The 19138-nt window shown below is 70.8% G+C and carries 19 protein-coding genes; 2 read left to right on the plus strand and 17 right to left on the minus strand.

What is annotated here, in order from left to right; translation table 11 throughout:
* The first annotated feature begins 123 nt into the window (after positions 1–123).
* Complete coding sequence (locus ABZ855_RS40020) at positions 124–2121, plus strand: beta-N-acetylglucosaminidase domain-containing protein (protein WP_360816044.1); 1998 nt, start codon at positions 124–126, stop codon at positions 2119–2121.
* A gap of 70 nt (positions 2122–2191) precedes the next feature.
* Here ABZ855_RS40020 and ABZ855_RS40025 read toward each other — a convergent pair whose 3' ends face one another.
* The 9 genes from ABZ855_RS40025 to ABZ855_RS40065 all read right to left on the minus strand — a co-directional run bounded on the left by ABZ855_RS40025 (position 2192) and on the right by ABZ855_RS40065 (position 10730).
* The gene (locus tag ABZ855_RS40025) at positions 2192–2404 is read right to left on the minus strand and encodes an EF-hand domain-containing protein (protein WP_360816047.1); all 213 of its coding nucleotides are present in this window, start codon (positions 2402–2404) and stop codon (positions 2192–2194) included.
* 42 nt (positions 2405–2446) lie between these two features.
* Positions 2447–3361, minus strand: coding sequence for a MerR family transcriptional regulator (locus tag ABZ855_RS40030; protein WP_360816050.1), 915 nt, complete (start codon positions 3359–3361; stop codon positions 2447–2449).
* A 140-nt stretch (positions 3362–3501) separates the two neighbouring features.
* Positions 3502–4113 carry an ADP-ribosyltransferase gene (locus tag ABZ855_RS40035; protein WP_360816053.1) on the minus strand — a complete coding sequence of 204 codons (612 nt, stop codon included), beginning with the start codon at positions 4111–4113 and terminating at the stop codon, positions 3502–3504.
* 97 nt (positions 4114–4210) lie between these two features.
* Positions 4211–5419, minus strand: a complete 1209-nt coding sequence (locus ABZ855_RS40040; RefSeq protein WP_360816055.1) for a hypothetical protein — start codon at positions 5417–5419, stop codon at positions 4211–4213.
* Positions 5419–6183, minus strand: coding sequence for a polysaccharide deacetylase family protein (locus ABZ855_RS40045; protein ID WP_360816058.1), 765 nt, complete (start codon positions 6181–6183; stop codon positions 5419–5421). Before ABZ855_RS40045 ends, ABZ855_RS40040 begins: the two co-directional genes overlap by 1 nt.
* A 256-nt stretch (positions 6184–6439) precedes the next feature.
* On the minus strand, positions 6440–6943 hold the full coding sequence (locus ABZ855_RS40050; protein WP_360816061.1) for an ATP-binding protein: 504 nt from the start codon (positions 6941–6943) through the stop codon (positions 6440–6442).
* Positions 6944–7205: 262 nt separating this feature from the next.
* Positions 7206–7973: an enoyl-CoA hydratase-related protein gene (locus ABZ855_RS40055; RefSeq protein WP_360816064.1), complete on the minus strand. Its 768-nt coding sequence runs from the start codon at positions 7971–7973 to the stop codon at positions 7206–7208.
* 78 nt (positions 7974–8051) lie between these two features.
* Positions 8052–9278: an Ig-like domain-containing protein gene (locus ABZ855_RS40060; RefSeq protein WP_360816130.1), complete on the minus strand. Its 1227-nt coding sequence runs from the start codon at positions 9276–9278 to the stop codon at positions 8052–8054.
* Positions 9279–9488: 210 nt separating this feature from the next.
* A complete protein-coding gene (locus tag ABZ855_RS40065; protein ID WP_360816067.1) occupies positions 9489–10730 on the minus strand; it encodes an Ig-like domain-containing protein in 1242 nt (413 codons plus the stop codon).
* Positions 10731–10883: 153 nt separating this feature from the next.
* Between ABZ855_RS40065 and glgX the strand changes: the two genes are divergently transcribed.
* Complete coding sequence (gene glgX / locus ABZ855_RS40070) at positions 10884–13193, plus strand: glycogen debranching protein GlgX (RefSeq protein ID WP_360816070.1); 2310 nt, start codon at positions 10884–10886, stop codon at positions 13191–13193.
* 56 nt (positions 13194–13249) lie between these two features.
* Here the strand turns inward: glgX and ABZ855_RS40075 are convergent, their stop codons facing one another.
* The 8 genes from ABZ855_RS40075 to ABZ855_RS40110 form a co-directional block, all read right to left on the minus strand.
* A complete protein-coding gene (locus ABZ855_RS40075) occupies positions 13250–13654 on the minus strand; it encodes a hypothetical protein (RefSeq protein ID WP_360816133.1) in 405 nt (134 codons plus the stop codon).
* 12 nt (positions 13655–13666) lie between these two features.
* Entirely contained in the window at positions 13667–14209 is a 543-nt protein-coding gene (locus ABZ855_RS40080) for a GNAT family N-acetyltransferase (protein ID WP_360816073.1), read from the minus strand.
* Between the two features lies 1 nt (position 14210).
* Entirely contained in the window at positions 14211–14864 is a 654-nt protein-coding gene (locus ABZ855_RS40085) for a GNAT family protein (RefSeq protein ID WP_360816076.1), read from the minus strand.
* Positions 14861–15184, minus strand: coding sequence for a hypothetical protein (locus tag ABZ855_RS40090; RefSeq protein ID WP_360816136.1), 324 nt, complete (start codon positions 15182–15184; stop codon positions 14861–14863). Before ABZ855_RS40090 ends, ABZ855_RS40085 begins: the two co-directional genes overlap by 4 nt.
* A gap of 113 nt (positions 15185–15297) precedes the next feature.
* Positions 15298–15933, minus strand: coding sequence for a response regulator transcription factor (locus ABZ855_RS40095; protein WP_360816079.1), 636 nt, complete (start codon positions 15931–15933; stop codon positions 15298–15300).
* Complete coding sequence (locus tag ABZ855_RS40100) at positions 15923–17155, minus strand: sensor histidine kinase (RefSeq protein ID WP_360816139.1); 1233 nt, start codon at positions 17153–17155, stop codon at positions 15923–15925. Before ABZ855_RS40100 ends, ABZ855_RS40095 begins: the two co-directional genes overlap by 11 nt.
* Positions 17156–17304: 149 nt before the next feature.
* Entirely contained in the window at positions 17305–18102 is a 798-nt protein-coding gene (locus ABZ855_RS40105) for an ABC transporter permease (protein ID WP_360816082.1), read from the minus strand.
* On the minus strand, positions 18099–19004 hold the full coding sequence (locus tag ABZ855_RS40110; RefSeq protein WP_360816085.1) for an ABC transporter ATP-binding protein: 906 nt from the start codon (positions 19002–19004) through the stop codon (positions 18099–18101). The genes ABZ855_RS40105 and ABZ855_RS40110 overlap by 4 nt, the downstream gene beginning before the upstream one ends.
* Between the last annotated feature and the right edge of the window lie 134 nt (positions 19005–19138).

Below are 19138 nucleotides of genomic sequence, written 5' to 3' on the forward strand. Positions count from 1 at the left end.
CACACAAACAGTTAAGAGGTCGCTTGCCCTGTTTACCTGACTTCACCGAACGGGTAGGGAAGGGTCGGCACGGACGGACGAGACAGCGGACTGGACAGCGGTCGAGCCACCGAGGGGGACTCTGTGCGTCAATGGCCCGCCTCCATCGGGTTGCTGTTCGGCGCCGCGCTGGCGCTGGTGGGTCTGCTCCTGGCGAGCGCCCTCACTCACGGCTCCGGGGACCCCGACGCCCCCAAGAGCCCCACGGGAAGCACCCGTTCGTCCACACCGGCCTCACCGGCCCCCGACGACAACAAGGGCGACGGCGGCGGACGCGCGGCCCAACTCCCCTCCACAGTCCCCGACTTGTGGCCGACCCCACGAGAAGTACGCCCGGGCCGGGGGTCCGTGCCGTTCGGCCGGACGGTGGCGCTGCGCTCCGACGCCGGGACGGACCCGGCCACCCTGGAAGCCGTCGCCCGGACCCTCCGCGAGGCCGGCGTCCACCAGGTTCGCTATGGTGACCGCCCGCAACGGAACGAACTGCTGCTCACCATCGTTTCCAAGGCCCCTGACGCCTCCAACACCTCTGACGAAGCGTCAACAGTCCTTCAAACCCTCGGAATTGAGCCACCGAGGAAACTCCCACCCGGCGGCTACGTCCTCGCGGCGGGCAACGACCGGAAGGGCCGCCCCCGTGTCGTCCTCGCCGGCACCGACCCGGCCGGCGCCTTCCACGCGGCCCAGACGCTGGCCCAGCTGGTGCGTCCCGTCGGCTCCACGGCACCCCGCGCCGAGCTGCCCGCCGTACACATCCGCGACTGGCCCGCCACCTCGGTGCGGGGCATCGTCGAGGGCTTCTACGGCACCCCCTGGACCCAGCGACAGCGCCTCGAGCAACTGGACTTCGCGGCCCGCTGGAAACTGAACACCTACCTCTACACACCCAAGGACGACCCCTACCTGCGCACCCGCTGGCGCGACGCCTACCCCGCCTCCCGGCTGACCACGTTGCGCGCTCTGGTGCAGCGGGCCACCGACGACCACATCACCTTCGTCTACGCCCTCTCCCCCGGCCCCAGCGTCTGCTACAGCTCCCCCACCGACACCGCCGCGCTCACCCGCAAGTTCCGGCAGCTGTGGGACATCGGGGTGCGCGCGTTCGCCGTGCCCCTCGACGACATCGACATCAGCCGCTGGAACTGCGCCCGGGACAGGTCGGCGTACGGCTCCGGCACGGCGGCCGTCGCACGCGCCCAGGCCGATCTCCTCAACCGGGTCCAGCGCGATTTCGTCGCCGCCCACCGGGGCGCCGCGCCGCTGATCACCGTGCCCACCGAGTACACGGGATCCCGGCCCAGCGCCTACAAGCGCGCCCTCGCCGCCCGCCTCGACCCGGCCGTCACCGTGATGTGGACGGGCCCCCAGGTCGTCTCCCCCACGCTGCGCACCACCCGGGCCCGCGAGGCCCGCCGCGTCTACGCCCACCCGCTGCTGGTCTGGGACAACTACCCGGTCAACGACTACACGCCGGGTCACCTCCTGTTGGGCCCCTACGAGGGCCGCGACCGTACGCTGCCGGGCACGGTCGCCGGTCTCACCGCCAACCCGATGAACCAGGCCGTCGCCTCCGACCCGGCCCTGTTCTCCCTGGCGGCCTACACCTGGAACCCCGAGAAGTACCGCCCCGAGGCCGCCCTCGACGCGGGCCTCGCCACCCTGGCCGCCGGCGACTCCCGCGCCCTCACGGCGCTGCGCGCCTTCGCCGACGTCAACCGCGCCTCCCGCGTCAACGGCGTCCAAGCCCCCGGACTGGCGGCGCTGACGGCGGCGTACTGGCGGGGCGGCGCCACCGCCGAGAAGGCCCTGCGCGCCCGGCTGACCGTCCTGGCCGGCGCCCGCGACAACGTCCCGGCCGCCTTCCGGACGGCGGCGTCACCCTGGCTGGCCTGCGCGAACGACTGGGCCAGGGCCGCGCTGGCCGCGATGGCCGTGCACGAGGGCAGGGGCGACCGCTCCGAGGTCCGGGCCCTGCGCGACGCCGCCCGCGCCCACACGGTCCGCGACTATCTGGGCCGGGCGCGCGAGGTCGAGGTCGGCACGGGCGTCCTGGACACGTTCGTGGCCCGCGCACTGGCGTAGACGCACGTGTGGGGCACCCCCCGAGGCCCGGCGGACACCCCACACGCACACCGATTTCATCGGCTTCGCACTACTTGTTCAGGTACGTCCAGAACTCGTCGAACGACAGGAGCTTGTCGCCGTCGAGGTCGCGGGAGGCGATGATGACCTCGGCCACGGACTCGGTGACGTTCCAGTCACCCTCCTGCGCGAGGGCAGTCTTGAACTCGGCGGCCGTGATGAACCCGTCACCGTTCGTGTCGATGCGGTCGAACTGCTTGCGTGCTTCCTCGATGTCCGCCACCGGGACCCGCCCCTTCCTGTACGTACTGCTGACGGGGTCAGATTAGCTGGCCAGGCGGGCGCGCAGCGCCGCGACCACCCACGCGAACTCCTCGCGGTGTGCCGAGGCGGGCTCCGCGCCCTTCATCCTGACCAGCAACTCCCGGTACCGGGCAAGCCTGTTGTTGGAAGCCGACTCGATACGCTCGAGCACCGCGGCCGGGTCGCCGTCCCCCAGTACCTCGCGCAGGATCGCCTCGGCCTCCGGCCCCTCGGGGGCGATGCCCTGCTCACGGGCCTGCCCCGCCAGCTGGACCAGCCTCATGGGGAACCAGGTGGACCGCCCCGCGGCGGGGCCGCGGCCCTGGTCCGCCGCGTTGAACTCGATCACCTGCCGCATCTGCGCCCGGAACTCCGGGTCCTGGACCATCTCCGCCAGCTCCACCCAGGCGTCCACCTGCTCCGGCGTCGGGTCCTCGGGCAGGTCCACGGCGACGGAGCGCATCCGCTCCCGGATCTCCGGGTCGACGGAGTCGAGCCCGTGGAACAGCTCCTCCACGAACTCCTCCATGATCCGCTTGCGTTCGCCGGCCGACAGCCGCGCCAGTTTGTTCATGAGCGTCATCTCCTCCGCGGTCGAACCGCGTCTCGCCACGGACGACAGCACCGCACGGGTCACCCGCAGCGTCCTGATCTGCGCGTCCAGCGCCGCCACATGCGTGGCGGCCACCTCCGCGACCGTCGTCTCCCCGGCCAGCACCGCGCGTACGTGGTCCAGGCCGAGGCCCAGTTCACGCAGGGTGCGGATCAGTTCGAGGCGGGCCACGGAGCCGGCGTCGTACAGCCGGTAACCGCCGGAGGACCGGGTCACGGGCGGCAGGGCGCCCTCGTCGGACCAGTAACGGATGGTCCGTACGGTCAGTCCGGTGGCCCGGGCGAGTTCACCGATGGTGAGATGTCCGGTGCCGTCGTCGATCATGATGGCGAGTCTGGGCCTTCCAGTAGGTGGAGACTCAAGAGGCAGGCTGAGCGAAGGCGCGCCTTCAAGGGTCGCGGGGAACCGCGCGACAAGCCCCCACCGGCCGGCAGCGGAACGAACCGCCTACCCGGCGGAGCGGCTCAGTGCCAGGCCTCATAGTGCGGGTTGCTCTGGCACCCGCTCATGATCTCGACCTTCGTGGTCTTGTTCACCGGACAGACCCCGATGATGTACTTCCGCTCGATTCCGCCGGGGAAGGCCACCTCGACCTGGTCCGCCCACTTGTGGGTGTCACCGATGGTCTTGTTGACGTCCACGCCGCCCGGGGCGTCGATGTAGTAGTTGTAGCCCGACTTCCACCACGTCTTGTACAGGTCGTGGTCGTACGTCGTGGAGACGTACGGGGAGGGCTGGTTGACCAGGACGTACTTCTCGATGTCGTACTGGCCGTTGATGACGTCCCGGGGCTTGAAGCCCTCCGCGAAGACGGTCTCCGGGCCCCGGCCGTCGCTGCGGTAGAGGGTGCCGCAGGTCTTGCGCCAGACCGGCTCGGGCGTGATGCGGTCGACGTCGACACGGCGGTCGACGGCGGCCTTGACCGGGTCGTCGAACTGGGGGCAGGCGGGCGCGGCCTTGGTGAGGGCCGTCTTCGGGGCGGCGGCTGCGGGAAGGGTGGTGGCGGAGGTCGCGAAGACGGCGGCCAGGGAGAAGATGACGGCGGCGGTCCGCCGCCGCAGGCGAGTTGTGATCATGGATGCACCCTGTCGGGTCTGCGGCGGCGGGCCGGGGATCGTCACTCGATCGGCGGCGTGTCACACGAGGTGGTCGGGTACCCCAACTGGGGCCGGATCAGCGGAAGATGCCCGTGTGGCCGAGTGAATAGCGGCCGGGCTGCGGGTAGACGGCGAGTCCGTGCGGGCCGCTGCCCACCTTGATCCGGGCGAGCTGTTCGCCGGTCCGGGTGTCGACGGCGTACACCTCCGAGTTGTAACGCCCCGACAGCCAGAGGACTTTGCCGTCGGCGGAGACGCCGCCCATGTCGGGGCTGCCGCCGTGGGGCAGCCGCCACTTCTTTGTCACCTCACCCTTCTCGAAGTCGAAGACGGAGACGGTTCCCTCGCCCCGGTTGGAGACGTACATCTCGCGGGAGTCGCGGCTGACGTACAGCCCGTGGGTGCCCTTGCCGGTGGGCAGGAGGGTGGGCCGGGTGAACTTGTCGCCGTCCAGAACCCACATGCCGTCGGCCATCATGTCGGCGATGTAGAACCGCTTGCCGTCCGGCGAGATCTTGACGTCCTGCGGCATCGCGCCCTCGTAGGGCAGCTTCTGCTGCGCGACGACCTTCATTCGCTCGGTGTCGACCTTGAGCAGTTCGCCGCTGAACTCGCAGGACACGATGAAGTACCGGCCGTCGAAGGAGAAGTCGGCGTGGTTGACGCCGTAGCAGCTGACGGGTTCGGTCTTGACGCGCTTCATGGTGTGCGCGTCCCGGAAGACGAGTTCGCGGTCGAGGGAGGCCATGACGACGGCGTACTTGCCGTTGGGCGTGAAGTAGAGGTTGTACGGGTCGTGGACCTCGACCGGCTTGCCCGCCTTCCCCGTTTTGGGGTCGATGGGCGTGAGGGTGTGGCCGCGGTTGTTGTTGACCCAGAGGGTCTTCAAGTCCCAGGAGGGGACGACGTGTTGGGGCTGGCGCCCGACGTGGATCGTCTCGACGACCTCGTACGTCTTCGGGTCGATGACGGAGACGGTGTCGGACTCGGTGTTGGGCACGTAGACGCGGGACGGGAAGTCCCGGACGACCGGGGAGAGCCGGTTCGGCCGGTCGGCGGCGTACACATCACGTGGGTGCAGGACGGGCGGCATCCCGCGCAGCCCCTGGACGACGGGCTTGACGGGTACGGCGGGCTTGACCGGCTTGACGGGTTCGACGGGCTCGGCCGCGCGGAGGGGCCGGTTCGGCTGGTCCCCGGTTTCGGTGCCGCAGGCGGCGAGTCCGGCGAGGACGGTGAGGGCGGCTCCCGTGACGAGGGCGCGGGTGATGACGGTGGGGGGCATCAGGTCAGCAACTCCGTGGTGGTCACCGCGTGCAGGCCGCGGCGGTCGAGTTCGTGCAGGAGGCCGGGGAACGCGGCAACCGTGTCCGCGTATCCGAAGTGCAGGCTGACGATCGATCCGGCGCGGACGTCGGCCATGACGTTGCGTACGACGGCGGGGGCGCCCGGCGAGGTGAAGTCGAGGGAGTCGACGTCGTACGACAGGACGTGCGGGTAGCCGGCGCGACGGGCGAGCCGTTCGACGAGCGGGGAGGCGCGGGCGCCGCGCGAGGGCCGGAACCAGGTGCCGATGGACCCGGTGAGCGCCGTCAGCCGCTCGGCGCACCCCCTGATCTCGGCGTCGGCGTCCGCCTCCGGCATGGCGTTGATGTCGAGGTGGCGCAGGGTGTGGTTGCCGAGTTCATGACCTCCGTCGAGGATGCGGCGGGCGAGGCCGGGATGGGCGTCGAGCCAGGTCCCGACGGCGAACACGGTGACCCGGGAGCCGTGTTTCTCAGCGGCGGCGAGCAGCGCGTGCGCGGTGGCGGGGTCACCGTCGCCGTGGAAGGTGAGGGCGACTTGGGGGCGGTCGCGGGGGCCGTGCTGAATCTGGGCGGGGTAACGGAGGAGGGGGGCGGGCGCGGCTCCGGTACGGGAGGCGGGCGCGTCGGGGTGAGTGGCGGCACCGCCGGTGGCGGTTCCGTCCGCGCACCCGGCGGCCAGCGCCCCCGAGGCAACGATCCCGGCGCCGGCACGCAGCACCGCTCGACGGTCGGTCGTGGTCACCGCACCATTTAAGGGGGGTTGGGAGGGAAAACAGCCGATTAGCCCGATCGGCGGCCCGCCCATACGGTCCCGCACAGCCGCAACGCGCCGGAACCCTCACAAGGCCGAGCAGCCGCACGCCGGGCCGGGAGCGTCACACCGAGCCGGGCAGCCGCACGGCAGGCCGGGAGCCTCACAGCAGGCCGGGCAGCCGCGCGTCAGCGCGTGCGGGGGCTCACACCAGGCCGAGCAGCCGCGCGTCAGTGCGTGCGGGGGCTCAGCGGTCGGCGACCCGCATTTCGAACCACGTTGTCTTGCCGCGTGGCAACAGGTCGACGCCCCAGCGGTCGGAGAGCTTGTCCACCAGCATCAGGCCCCGGCCGCTGATGTCCATCTCCTGAACCGGCATCAGGCACGGCAGCCCCCGTGAGGGGTCGCGGACCTCGACGCGGATCCAGCCCCGGCGGCGGAGCATCCGCAGGCCGAACGCCCGCGCGCCGGTGTGCCGCACGGCGTTGCCGACCAGTTCGGAGACGAGCAGTACCGCGTCCTCGGTCATTTTGGGGGACAGTCCCCAGTGGCGGAGGACGACGACCTGGGCGAGGCGGCGCGCGGTCGCGGCGGACTCGGGGCGGGACGGCAGCTGGACCTCGTCTTCCGTCGGGTCTCCGAACAGCTCGAGCGCCTTGAGTGCTCGCTCGTCCTCCACCGCAGGCGACCAACGCGCCGCCGTCGCACGGCCGTGTCCCCGCGGCTGTTCCATGCCCTCCAGCCCCGCCATGCCCCCATCATGGCCGCCCGAGCGATCCGCCGGGGCCGTTCCGGAGGAATACGCCCCCCGGAGCGCGCCATTCCGAATAGGCTGATCGTCATATGCCGATGGCATTCCGTCAGCCCCTAAAGGGTCTTCGACCTGCGGCGGAAGCTCACTTTCGGGCAAGCGACAGGCCCCCTCGACAAGACAGGCTTAAGGTTGGCTTAAGGCTCCCATAAACCGCCCTATCGAGGGACCCGGATAAGACTTCACGTCAACTGCAAGTGCTTTAGCGGAACTTCGCCTTACCGGGACCTTCGTCCACGAAGCTCCGCATCCCGATCTCCCGGTCCTCCGTCGCGAACAGACCCGCGAACCAGTTCCGTTCGATCGCCAGCCCTGTCTCCAGGTCCGTTTCCAGACCCGCGTCGATCGACTCCTTCGCCGCGCGCAGCGCGATCGCCGGACCCTGGGCGAGTTTCGCCGCCCAGGCGTGCGCCTCGGTGTACACGTCGGCGGCCGGGACCACCCGGTCCACCAGACCGAGGGACAGCGCTTCGTCGGCCCTGACCATCCGGCCCGTGAAGATCAGGTCCTTGGCCTTGGACGGCCCGATCAGCCGCGCCAGTCGCTGGGTACCGCCCGCGCCGGGGATCAGACCGAGCAGGATCTCCGGCTGACCGAGTTTCGCATTGTCACCGGCGATGCGGTAGTCCGCGCAGAGCGCCAACTCGCAGCCGCCGCCGAGGGCGTAGCCGGTCACGGCGGCGACGACGGGCTTGGGGATACGGGCGACGGCGCTGAAGGAGTCCTGCAGGTCCCTGGACCGGGCGACCATCGCCGCGTGGTCCATCGCCTGCATCTCCTTGATGTCCGCGCCGGCCGCGAACACCTTCTCCCCGCCGTACACGACGACCGCCCGGACGTCGTCGCGCCGGGTGGCCTCCCCCGCGAGTTCCCTGAGGCGGTCCTGGGTGGCGACGTCCAGCGCGTTCATGGGCGGCCGGTCCAGCCGGATCGTGCCCACACCTTCGGCGACTTCGAGATGCACAGTCATGGAGGCAGGTTAACGGGCACTAACGACAACGAGCCCGGTGCTGTCAGTCACACCGGGCCCGTCGACGACGCAGCGGGACTACGCCTTCCACTTCTCCCAGGACATGTTCCAGGCGTTGAGCCCGTTGTCCGGTTCGACCACGCGGTCGTTGGAGTTCTTCACGATCACCACGTCGCCGATCATCGAGCGGTTGAAGAACCAGGCCGCGGCCACCCCGCTGTCGTAGCCGCCGCGCACGTCCCGCAGGCCGATGCAGCCGTGGCTGGCGTTGTAGTTGCCGAAGGCGTCGCCGCCCCAGTAGTTGCCGTGGATGAAGGTGCCGGAGGTGGTCAGGCGCTGGGCGTGCGGGACGTCCTTGATGTCGTACTCGCCGCCGTAGCCGACCGTCTCGCCGTTCATCCGGGTCACTTCGAGGCGCTCGGTGATGACCATCTGGCCGTTCCAGGTCTCGTACCCGGGCGCGCCGGTGGTGACGGGGATGGTCTTGATGACCTTGCCGTCCCGGCGTACGACCATCTTCTTCGTCTTGACGTCGACCGTGGAGACCTGGCTGCGGCCGATGGTGAAGGAGACCTGCTTGGCCTGCTTGCCGTAGACGCCGGGGCGTCCCTCGACGCCGTCGAGGGCGAGGGCGACGGTGACCTTCGTACCCGGTGCCCAGTACTTCTCCGGGCGGAAGTCGAGGCGGTCGTTGCCGAACCAGTGGCCCTCGACGTCGACGGCCGGTTCGGTCTTGACGGTGATGGCCTTCTCGACGGCCTCGGGGTGCGTGATGCCCCGGGTGAAGCGGATCGAGAACGGCATGCCCACGCCGACCTTGGAACCGTCCTCGGGCGTGAACGTACCGATGAACGTGTTCTTCGGGGTGAGGGTGGTGAAGGACGACTCCTCCGCCGCCGTACGCCCCTCGGCGTCCTTCGCGACGACGTGCACCTTGTACGTGGTGGACGCGGCGAGATGCGTCGAGGGGGCCCACTTGGTGTCCCCGGCGGTCAGCGCCCCCGCGACCGGGTTGCCCTTGGGGTCCTCGACCTTGACCTCGGTCAGTTTGCCCTTGGCGGCGCTGACGGTGAGGGCGCCGCTGGTGTCGACGGACTTCGAGCCGTCCTTGGGGGCGATCGTGACGACCGCCTGCGACTGCTGGGTTGTCGCGGTGGTGGAGTCCTTGCCCTTCGGCTTGGCGTCGTCGGTGCCGGACTCCGAGCCGCCGCCGCCCCCGCCGCACGCGGTGACGGCGACGAGCACGACACCGGCGAGCAGCGCGAGTGCCCCTCTGCTCCGCCGTGTGCGTCGTGCCCCTGATATGCCGGGTGCGCCGTCCCCTCGTACCGCCGCCGAAGCCCCCGATATCGGTCGCGCGTTCAAGCTTTCTCCCCTCCCGTGGCCTGGCTCAGGCCCACTTCCCCGGCGCGTACCGCGCACCCCGGCGCATATTAAGCACAAGGTCACACCCCCCGGCGGCCCCTGAAGGTCACTGTTTCGTCCCAACATCATCAGATTGTCGGACCCGACTGTTCACTTCACGGCGCCGCCCGCCTTCCACTCCTTCCAGCCCATGTTCCATCCCCCGAGCCCGTTGTCGGGAGCGATCCGCTTGTCCTCGCTGTTGACGACCTCGACGACGTCACCGACCAGACTCCGGTCGAAGAACCAGCCCGCCGGAGTGTCCGAACTGCCGCCCTTCACATCCCTCAGCCCGACACAGCCATGGCTGACGTTGGCCTTGCCGAAGGCGTCCGGCGCCCAGTAGTTGCCGTGCAGGAAGGTGCCGGAGGTGGTCAGCCGCATCGCGTGCGGCACGTCCGGGATGTCGTACTCGCCGTTGCCGTCCTTCTTCTTGAAGCCGACCGTGGCGCCGTTCATCCGGGTCAGCTCCAGCATCTCCAGGACCACCATCTTGCCGTTGTACGTGGTGGTCTTCGGCGCCCCCGCCGTGATCGGCACGGTGGCGAGCAGATCGCCGTCGCGCCGCACCTCCATGGTGTGCGCGGCCGCGTCCACCAGGGAGACCTGGCTGCGGCCGACGGTGAAGGTGAACGTCTTCCGCTGGATCCCGTACACCCCCGGCGCCCCCTCGACGTCCCGCAGCGCCAGGTCGACGGTGACCTCGGTGCCCGGGGCCCAGTACTCCTCGGGCCGGAAGTCGAGGCGGTCGTCGCCGAACCAGTGCGGGCGGATCTCTACCGCGGGGTTCGCGGTGACACGGACGGCGCGTTCGACGGCGGCGCGGTCGCGCACCTCGCGGTTGAACTCCAGGGACACGATCATGCCGGTGCCGACGGTGGCGCGGTTCTCCGGGGTGACGTATCCGATGAACCGCTCGTCGGGCACGTATGTCGTGAAGGTCGTGTGCCGGGCCGAGCGGTGTCCGTCGCCGTCGAGCGCCACGGCGTCGACCGTGTATCTGGCGGCCAGCGCGAGCCGCGCGTCGTCGGGCCGCCAGGACAGCCCGTCCGCGGAGATCCGCCCGGCCACCACCGACTCCTGCGCGTCCTGCGACCTGACGACCCGCACCGACTCCAGACGCCCGCCGGGCACCCGTACGAGAAGGGGGTTCTCGGGGCGTACCAGGCGGCTGCCGTCGGCCGGCGAGACGCGGATCACGTCCTTCGGCGCCCGGGGTTTCCCGAACATCGAGTCCGCCCCGCCCACCCCCTCCGAAGTGCAGCCGGCGGCTCCGGCCAGCAGTCCTGCCCATGTCAGTACGGCGGCCAGCCCGGCCCTCGCGCGCCGAGCGCGCCCAGTTACGTGCCTCACGCACGACCCAACGACGCGGCCCGCCCCGGGGAAACGTGAGTGCGAGCCATGCTCTGGGCAGAACAGGGGGGAGAAACGACGCGACAGGGCACTGCGGCAGGGACGCCGTACGCCTGTTCTCGCTTCGTTCCACGAGTCGCGGGAGGTGGAGAGGTGTCCAGCGCAGCCGAGCAGAAAGCGGTGGCCCAGCAGCGCGCCGTCGAGAACGGGCACCCCGGCACCGCGTCTGTGGACGCCGCGTCGCCCGCCGCCGTGCCCAGTCTCGACGGCGCGCCACGCGCCACGCTGCCCGCCGTACCCGTGTGGCCGGGGACACCGATGCCCCTGGGCGCGCGTTTTCGCACGGGCCCGGACGGGGTGTCGGGCACCAACTTCGCGCTGTGGGCGGGCGGGGCGGAGGCGGTGGAGCTGTGCCTGTTCGGGGAGGTGGAGCCGGGTGGCGGGGAGGTGGAGACGCGCGTCCCCCTCACCGAGCTGACGCACGAGATCTGGCACGGCTTCGTGCCCGGGGTCATGCCGGGTCAGCGCTACGGCTACCGCGTGCACGGCCGCTGGGACCCGTGGACCGGCGCCCGCTGGAACCCGGCGAAGCTGCTCCTGGACCCGTACGCGCGTGCCGTGGACGGCGACTTCGAGCTGCCGCCCGAGGTGTACGGGCACGTCAGGGACTGGCCCCAGCAGCAGGTCGCGGACACCGTGCGCGACGACCGCGACTCGGCGCCGTACGTCCCGAAGGGGGTCGTGGTCCACGACGACGCCCCCGACGACGAGTGGGCGGACGACCGCCGCCCGAAGACCCCGTGGGCCGACTCGGTGATCTACGAGCTCCACGTCAAGGGCTTCACCAAGCTGCACCCGGACATCCCCGAGGAACTGCGGGGCACCTACGCGGGCCTGGCGCATCCCGCGGCGATAGAGCACCTGACACGACTGGGCGTGACGGCGGTCGAACTACTGCCCGTACACCAGTTCGCGCACGAGGACCATCTCCTGCGCCGGGGCATGAAGAACTACTGGGGCTACAACTCGATCGGCTACTTCGCCCCGCACGCGGGCTACGCGGCCACGGGTACGGCGGGCCAGCAGGTCGGCGAGTTCAAGCGCATGGTGCGCGCGCTGCACGCGGCGGGCATCGAGGTCATCCTCGACGTGGTCTACAACCACACGGCCGAGGCGGACGAACACGGCCCGACCCTCTCCCTGCGAGGCGTCGACAACAGGGGCTACTACCGGCTGCAGAACGACCCCCGCAGCTACGCCGACTACACGGGCTGCGGAAACACGCTGCACGTCGTCCAGCCGCACGTTTTGCGCCTGATCACGGACTCGCTGCGGTACTGGGTGACCGAGATGGGCGTGGACGGCTTCCGCTTCGACCTGGCGGCGGCCCTGGCCCGCTCGATGCACGACGTGGACATGCTCTCCCCGTTCCTCGCGGTGATCGCACAGGACCCGGTACTGCGCCGGGTCAAACTGATCGCGGAACCGTGGGACGTCGGCTCCGGCGGCTACCAGGTAGGCGCGTTCCCCCCGCTCTGGACAGAGTGGAACGACCGCTATCGCAACGCCGTACGGGACTTCTGGCGGGGCGCGCTGCCGGACGTACGGGACCTCGGCTACCGCCTGTCGGGCTCGAGCGACCTGTACGCGTGGGGTGGCCGGCGCCCGTACGCCTCGGTCAACTTCGTGACGGCGCACGACGGTTTCACGCTCCGGGACATGGTGTCCTACGAGCGCAAGCACAACGAGGCCAACGGGGAGGGCAACCGGGACGGCACGGACGACAACCGCGCCTGGAACTGCGGGGTGGAGGGAGAGACGGCCGACGAGGGCGTACAGGCGCTGAGGCGCCGCCAGTTGCGCAACCTGCTCACAACTCTCCTCCTCTCGACGGGCGTTCCGATGCTGGTCGCGGGCGACGAGCTGGGCCGCACGCAGGGGGGCAACAACAACGCGTACTGCCAGGACAACGAGATCAGCTGGGTGGACTGGGGTCTGTTGCAGGACCCCGGCTGGCGCGCCCTGACCGAACTCACCGCCCGCCTCATCGAGTTGCGCCACCGCCACCCGGTACTGCGCCGCCGGGCGTTCTTCTCCGGGCGGGCCCACTCGGCGGACGGACTGCGGGACCTGGCCTGGTTCACCCCCGGCGGCACGGAGATGACGGAAGGCGACTGGTACGCCCCGGCATCGACGGTGGGCATGTACCTGTCCGGCCGGGACATCCCGGGCCGGGACGCCCGGGGCGCCGCGATCGTCGACGAGAGCTTCCTGGCGATCCTGCACGCGGGCGACCGCCCGACGAGCTTCGTGCTGCCGGGGGCACCTTGGGCGCAGCGGTACGAGGTGGTCGTGGACACGTCGCGCGAGGAGCAGGGGGAGGCGCCCGGGGTGGGTTATTCGGCGGGCGAGGAGATCAGTGTGCCGGGGCGGGCAGTGCTGTTGTTGCGGGTGGCGGGGTGAGGGGGCGGAGGCTTCGCTTTCGCTGCTTTCACTCACCCGGTGCGCGCCGTCACCTTTCAGGTCCCGTTCGCCTCGTGGAGGAGAGCTGCGGCCCGGAGGTCGTTGGTGACCATCAGCTGGGCCAGGCGGCCCGCGACCGCCATGACGCTGCCCCAAGCCTGAGCGTCAAGGTAGACCTCGTCCGACGCACCGCTACCTACCTCTTCCTCCACGGCCGAGTAGGCCTCGCCCAGCTCCTTCATGAGCGCGACTTCCCCCTCCGTCCGCAGACTCTTGCCCAGCCACGGCGCGGGATCGTCTGCGTCGCAGAAGTCGTCGAACAGAACCGTGACCACGTAGTCCAGGTCCTCGAACTCCTCCGGCCGGAGCCAGACGTCGCGCTGCCACGACGGACTCGCCAGAGAGAGGACCGCCGGCACGACGTGCAGTCGGGAGGCGGGAAATTCGATGCCGTGGTCCATCACGTCGTGAGCCTACTGATGGGTGCCGGTCGAGGTCGTCGGCAAGGTCGCGGACTTCGGCCCGAGTGTCAGGTCGCGTTGGTACCACGTGCCTTGCTTGCCGCCGAGGTCGGTCGGGGCCGCTGGGCCGGTCGGGGTGAAACCGGCCTTGGTCAGCGCCTTCTGGGACGCGGGGTTCTGGTGGGTGACGGCCGCCCGGAGTGTGTGCAGGGCGTGGCGTGACGGCGTCAGGCGGCACAGGTCGCGGACCGTCGCGGTCGCCACTCCGTGGCCTGCGGCGTGCTGCGCGACGCGGTAGCCGAGTTGTGCGGTGCCGTCCTCGATGTCGATCAGGTTGAACCTGCCCAGGATCGAGCCGTCCTCGGCGACGAGCACGTAGAACGCGCAGATGCCGGCCTCCTGCTCGGCCAACAGGGCGTTGTACCCGTCGGTGAAGCGGGCGAAGTAGTCGTCGCCGCGGTCGGTGATCGAGGCGGCGAAGTAGGTGCGGTTGAGCTGCTCGAAGTCCAGGACCGCCGGCGCGTGACCGGCGTTCAGCCGCTGCAGTTCGGGCATCTCACGGCCTCGTCCGGACGGGGCTCGACGCGGCCGTCCGAGCCCTCGCGAGGCGTTCTTCGAGGTTCGCCCGGCAGGTCGGCCACTCCTCCCCGGTGATCGAGAAGATCGCCGAGTCGCGGAGGCGGCCTTCCTCGCCCGGCGCCCAGGAGCGGGACCAGTTGCGCAGTACGCCCTCGAAGCGGGCGCCCGTCCTTTCGATCGCCGCGCGTGAACGGCCGTTGCGGGCGTCCGTCTTCAGGTCGACGCGTGCCACGCCCCAGCTCTCGAACGCGTGCCGGAACAGCAGGTACTTGGCCTCGGTGTTCAGCCCGGTGCCCTGGGCGGAGGCCGCGAGCCAGGTGAAGCCGATCTCGATCGCGGAGAGGCTGTCGTCCTCCAGCCACCGTCGCGGATCCCAGTAGGCCGTGGCCCCGACCGCGCGGCCCGACGCCCGATCCACCTGCGCGTACGGGGCCAGTTGCCCGGCGGCGGCGCGGGCGAGCTGTGCGTCGATGTAGCCGTCGACCTCTGCCGCCGACGGCACCCAGGTGAACCGGTACGAGTCGCGGTCCTCCTCCGCCGCCGCGGCGAGGTCCGGGGCGTGCCGGTGCTCCAGTGGTTCCAGGCGGACCAGGGAGCCCTCCAGGATTGGTCCGGCCAGCGTGAAGCTCATGGCGCCGTGCCGGGGTCTTCGAGGAAGCGGAGCAGTACGGCGGCCTCCGCGCGGAGTCGTTCGGCGCGGTCGGCGTGCGCGGGTGCGGTCAACCGGTCCGCCGCGTCGAGTCGTTCGGCGGCCTCGGCGCGTACGACCTCCACCACGGCGTGTTCGCTCAGCTCGCGCCGCTCCGCCTCGGTTGCGCCGGCCCCCACCGGGGACAACTCGAGTGCCACGCCCCGCAGTCCGGCTTCGTCCACGGGTGCCGCCTCGGCGTTGTCCAGCGCGCCCAGTGTCGAGCGCAGGGCGCTCACCGCGACCTTGTCACGGGCGCGCATCGCTTCCGGCAGGGCTTGACGCATACGTAGACGTAAAGACATGGGTGTGACCCTAGGGGGGCGGGTCAAGGAGCCACAACGGGATTAGGGGGCGGCGGGACCAGGGGCTGTGGTCAGCTCAGGATTCCCCGTTGGTACGCCGTCGCCACCGCCGCCGCGCGGTCCTTCACGCCCAACTTGCCGTACAGGTGGGTGAGATGGGTCTTCACCGTGGCCTCGCTGATGAACAGGACGCGGGCGATCTCCCGGTTCGACGTGCCCTTGGCGACCAGGGCGAGGACCTCGCGTTCGCGGGCCGAGAGGGGTTCGTTGCCCGGGGTGCGGACCGCCGAGACCAGGCGGGAGGCCACCGCCGGGGAGAGGACCGTACGGCCCTGGGCGGCGGCCCGTACCGCTGTGAAGAGTTCGTCCCTCGGGGCGTCCTTCAGGAGGTAGCCCGTCGCGCCCGCCTCGATCGCGGGCAGGGTGTCGGAGTCCGTGTCGTACGTCGTCAGGACGAGGATTTTCGCCCGGGACCGGCGCCGGGTCAGTTCGGCGATCGCGTCCACTCCCCCGCCGCCCGGCATCCGCAGGTCCATCAGGACGACGTCGGGGTCGAGCGTGGCGGCCAGTTCGACCGCCTCCACGCCGTTCGCCGCCTCGGCCAGCACCGTGAAGTCCGGTACCGACTCGAACATGCCGCGCAGACCGTTCCGTACAACCGGGTGGTCGTCGACGATCAGAAGGGTGATGGGTGCGTCAGTGGTCATGGGTGACCAACGGTACGCGTGCCGAGACCGCCGTGCCGTGGCCCGGCTCGGACTCCACGGTGAGCGCGCCCGCGATGCGTTCGGCGCGGGCTCGCATGCCGCCGAGGCCGAAGCCGCCGGTGCCGGTGCGTTCGCGGACGGCGCGCGGGTCGAAGCCCTTGCCGTCGTCGCGGATGTCGAGGATCACCTCGTCGCCGAGGAAGGTCAGGGTGACGCCCACCCGTGACGCGTGGGCGTGGCGGGAGGTGTTCGACAGGGCTTCCTGGGCGATGCGCAGAAGGGTCGCCGAGAGTTCGGCGTGGAGGTCCTCCGCCGGGCCGGTGACCGTGAAGTCGGCGCGTGCGCCCGTCCGTTCGGCCCATTCGGCGACCGTCTTCCGCAGGGCCTGGGGCAGTCCGTCGTGCTCCAGGGCCACGGGGGCCAGGTTCTGTACGGAGCGGCGGGCCTCGCCGAGGCTGTGGCGGGCCAGTTTCGTGGCGCGGTCGATGTGGTCGCGCGCCTGGGTCGGGTCGGGGGTGTTCGTCGCCACCTGGAGCTGGGCGATGATCCCGGTCAGGCCCTGGGCGATGGTGTCGTGGATCTCGGCGGCCAGCCGGCGGCGTTCGTCCGCGACGCCCGCTTCCCTTGCCTGGTGCAGGAGTTGGGCGTGCAGGGCCGCGTTCTCGTCGAGGGCCTGCCGCAACGCCGTGTTGGCGTGCTCGAGTTCGGTGATGGTGAGGGCCCGGTCGCGGGAGCGCTGCTCCTCCTGCTCCGTGGCGTGGGCGACCAGCGCCTGCAGGCCGAAGTTGACGACCAGCAGCCCGGCGAACGCCGCCCACTGCCCCCCGCTGTGGAACGGCAGCCCGCCGGCCTGCGCGGCGGCCACGGTGACCGCGCTGGCGAACAGCCCGAGCCGCCGCCACAGGCCCGGGATCAGCTCGTCGGCGTCCATGTAGCCGGTGGCGGCGTAGAACGCGAAGAACGGGTTGATCCAAGTGAGCAGGAAGGCGATCGCCCAGCGGACGACGTAGTACGCGGTCCCGACCGGGGACGGGGTCCGGCCGCGGTCGGCGCGGCGGGAGCGGGTGCCGTGCCACCAGAGCTGGAGCGCGAGCGCGGCGCCGACCAGGACCCCGGCGGCCCACCACTGGACGGGGCCGTCGACCAGCTCCGCGGAGATGCCCGCGAGGACGGAGCTGACGCCGAGCAGGCCGTACGGCCCCCAGATGTGCAGCTGGTCCATGCGCCGGTCGAGCTGAGAGTCCACCCGTGTCGCGGCCTGTGTGCCGACTTGTGTGCCGGCTTGTGTGCCCACTGGTGGGCCCGGCTGTGTGTCGGCCCGGGTGTTCGCCGCGGTCATTCCCCCAGTCTGCACGGACCGTCGCCCCTCCCCTACTCCCACCGGAACCAGCGCGCGGCGCCCGCCGTCAGCAGCAGCGTCCACGCCACCAGCACGCCCAGGTGGCCCCAGCCGGGCCAGTCTCCCGCCGCCGCCCGGTTCAGCGCCTCGGCCGCCGCGCCGAACGGGGTGAAGCCGACGATCCTGGCCAGTACTTCCGGCATGGTCTGCACCGGCGCCCACACGCCCGCGCAGAACATCGACGGGAAGAACACGGCCGACCCGATCGCGCCCGCGACCTTCGTCGTGCGGGACAGCGCGGAGATCACGGCACCGAGCGCGAGGGCGACCAGCACGGTCAGGACGAGGGCCAGGGCGTAGCCGAGGGGCTGTCGAGGCAGCCGTACGTCGAAGGCGAGGCGGCCGACCGCGAGGGCCAGCAGCGACGACGCCAGGGCGGCCCCGCCGTACACCAGCATCTGTGCCCGGAGGAGGGCGGCCGGGCGGACCGGGGTGGCGGACATCCGGCGCAGGATGCCGCGCTCGCGGTAGCCGGTGAGGGTCTGCGGCATGGACTGGAGGCCGCCGACGATCGGGCCGAGGAGCACGGCCACGGGCACGTACACGTCGATCGTGCGCAGGCCGCCCAGGTCGGCCTGGGGGTCGCCGAAGGAGGGGATCGAGCCGAGGATCACCAGGAGGAGGGCCGGGAACAGGAGGATCCAGAACAGGGCGCCGGGTTCGCGGCGGAAGAGGCGTATCTCGGTCCTCAGTACGGCGGTGCCGGCGGCGGACGTGATCGATGCGGGCGTGATCGATTCGGGCGTGATCGATTCGGGTGTGGCGCTCATGCCGCGTCCTCCTTGGTGAGGTCGAGGAAGGCGTCGTCCAACGTGGCGTCGGTGACGCGGAGTTGGTGCGCGGTGACATGGCTTCGGGCGAGGAGGGTGATGACGGCGTTGACGGTCTCGTCGGTGCCGGAGAGGGTGACGCGGCCGTCCCGGTAGTCGACTGAGGCGAGCGCGGGAAGTGTGCTCAGGGCTTCCTCGGGCAGGGGTGCGGAGGGTGTGAAGCTGATCATGGTTGCGCCCGCCGAGCGGCGGATCAGACCGGCGGGGGTGTCCAGGGCGGCGATCCGGCCCTTGTCGATCACGGCGATCCGGTCGCAGAGCCGCTGGGCCTCCTCCATGAAGTGGGTGACCAGCAGGACCGTCACCCCGCTCTCCCGTACGTCCTCGATGAGCTGCCAGGTGTCCCGGCGGGCGCGTGGGTCCAGGCCGGTGGTCAGTTCGTCGAGGACGACGACCCGGGGGTTTCCGATGAGCGCGAGCGCGATGAACAGGCGCTGTTTCTGGCCACCGGAGAGTTTGCCGAATCGCGCGTCGAGACGGTCGGTCAGGGCCAGGCGTTCGGCCAGCGGGCGCCAGTCGGCCGGGCGGGGGTAGAAGGCGGCGTACAGCTCCAGGGCCTCGCGGACGGTCAGTTTGGCCTGAAGTTCGCTCTGCTGGAGCTGGGCGCCCAGGACCCGGCTGGTGGCCTCGTGGTCGGTGACCGGGTCGAGGCCGGTGACCCGGACCCGGCCCCCGTCGGGCACGCGCAGGCCCTCCACGCATTCGACGGTGGTCGTCTTGCCGGCGCCGTTGGGGCCGAGGATGCCGAAGATCTCGCCCTCCTCCACGGCGAAGGTGATGTCGTCCACGACGGGCCGGCCGCCGTAGGACTTGCGCAGTTCGCTCACTTCGATGACGGACATGCGACCAGCGTCGCGGTGCGGGGCGCTTCGGCACATCGGCCTACTCGCTCGCAGCGGCATCAGCCGATCGGTTGATGCGCGCGTACGACCCCTCGAACGCGCAGGTCGTAGGACCTTCGGCCGACCCGGTTCGG

Source organism: Streptomyces sp. NPDC047042 (assembly GCF_040644035.1).
Classification (GTDB): domain Bacteria; phylum Actinomycetota; class Actinomycetes; order Streptomycetales; family Streptomycetaceae; genus Streptomyces.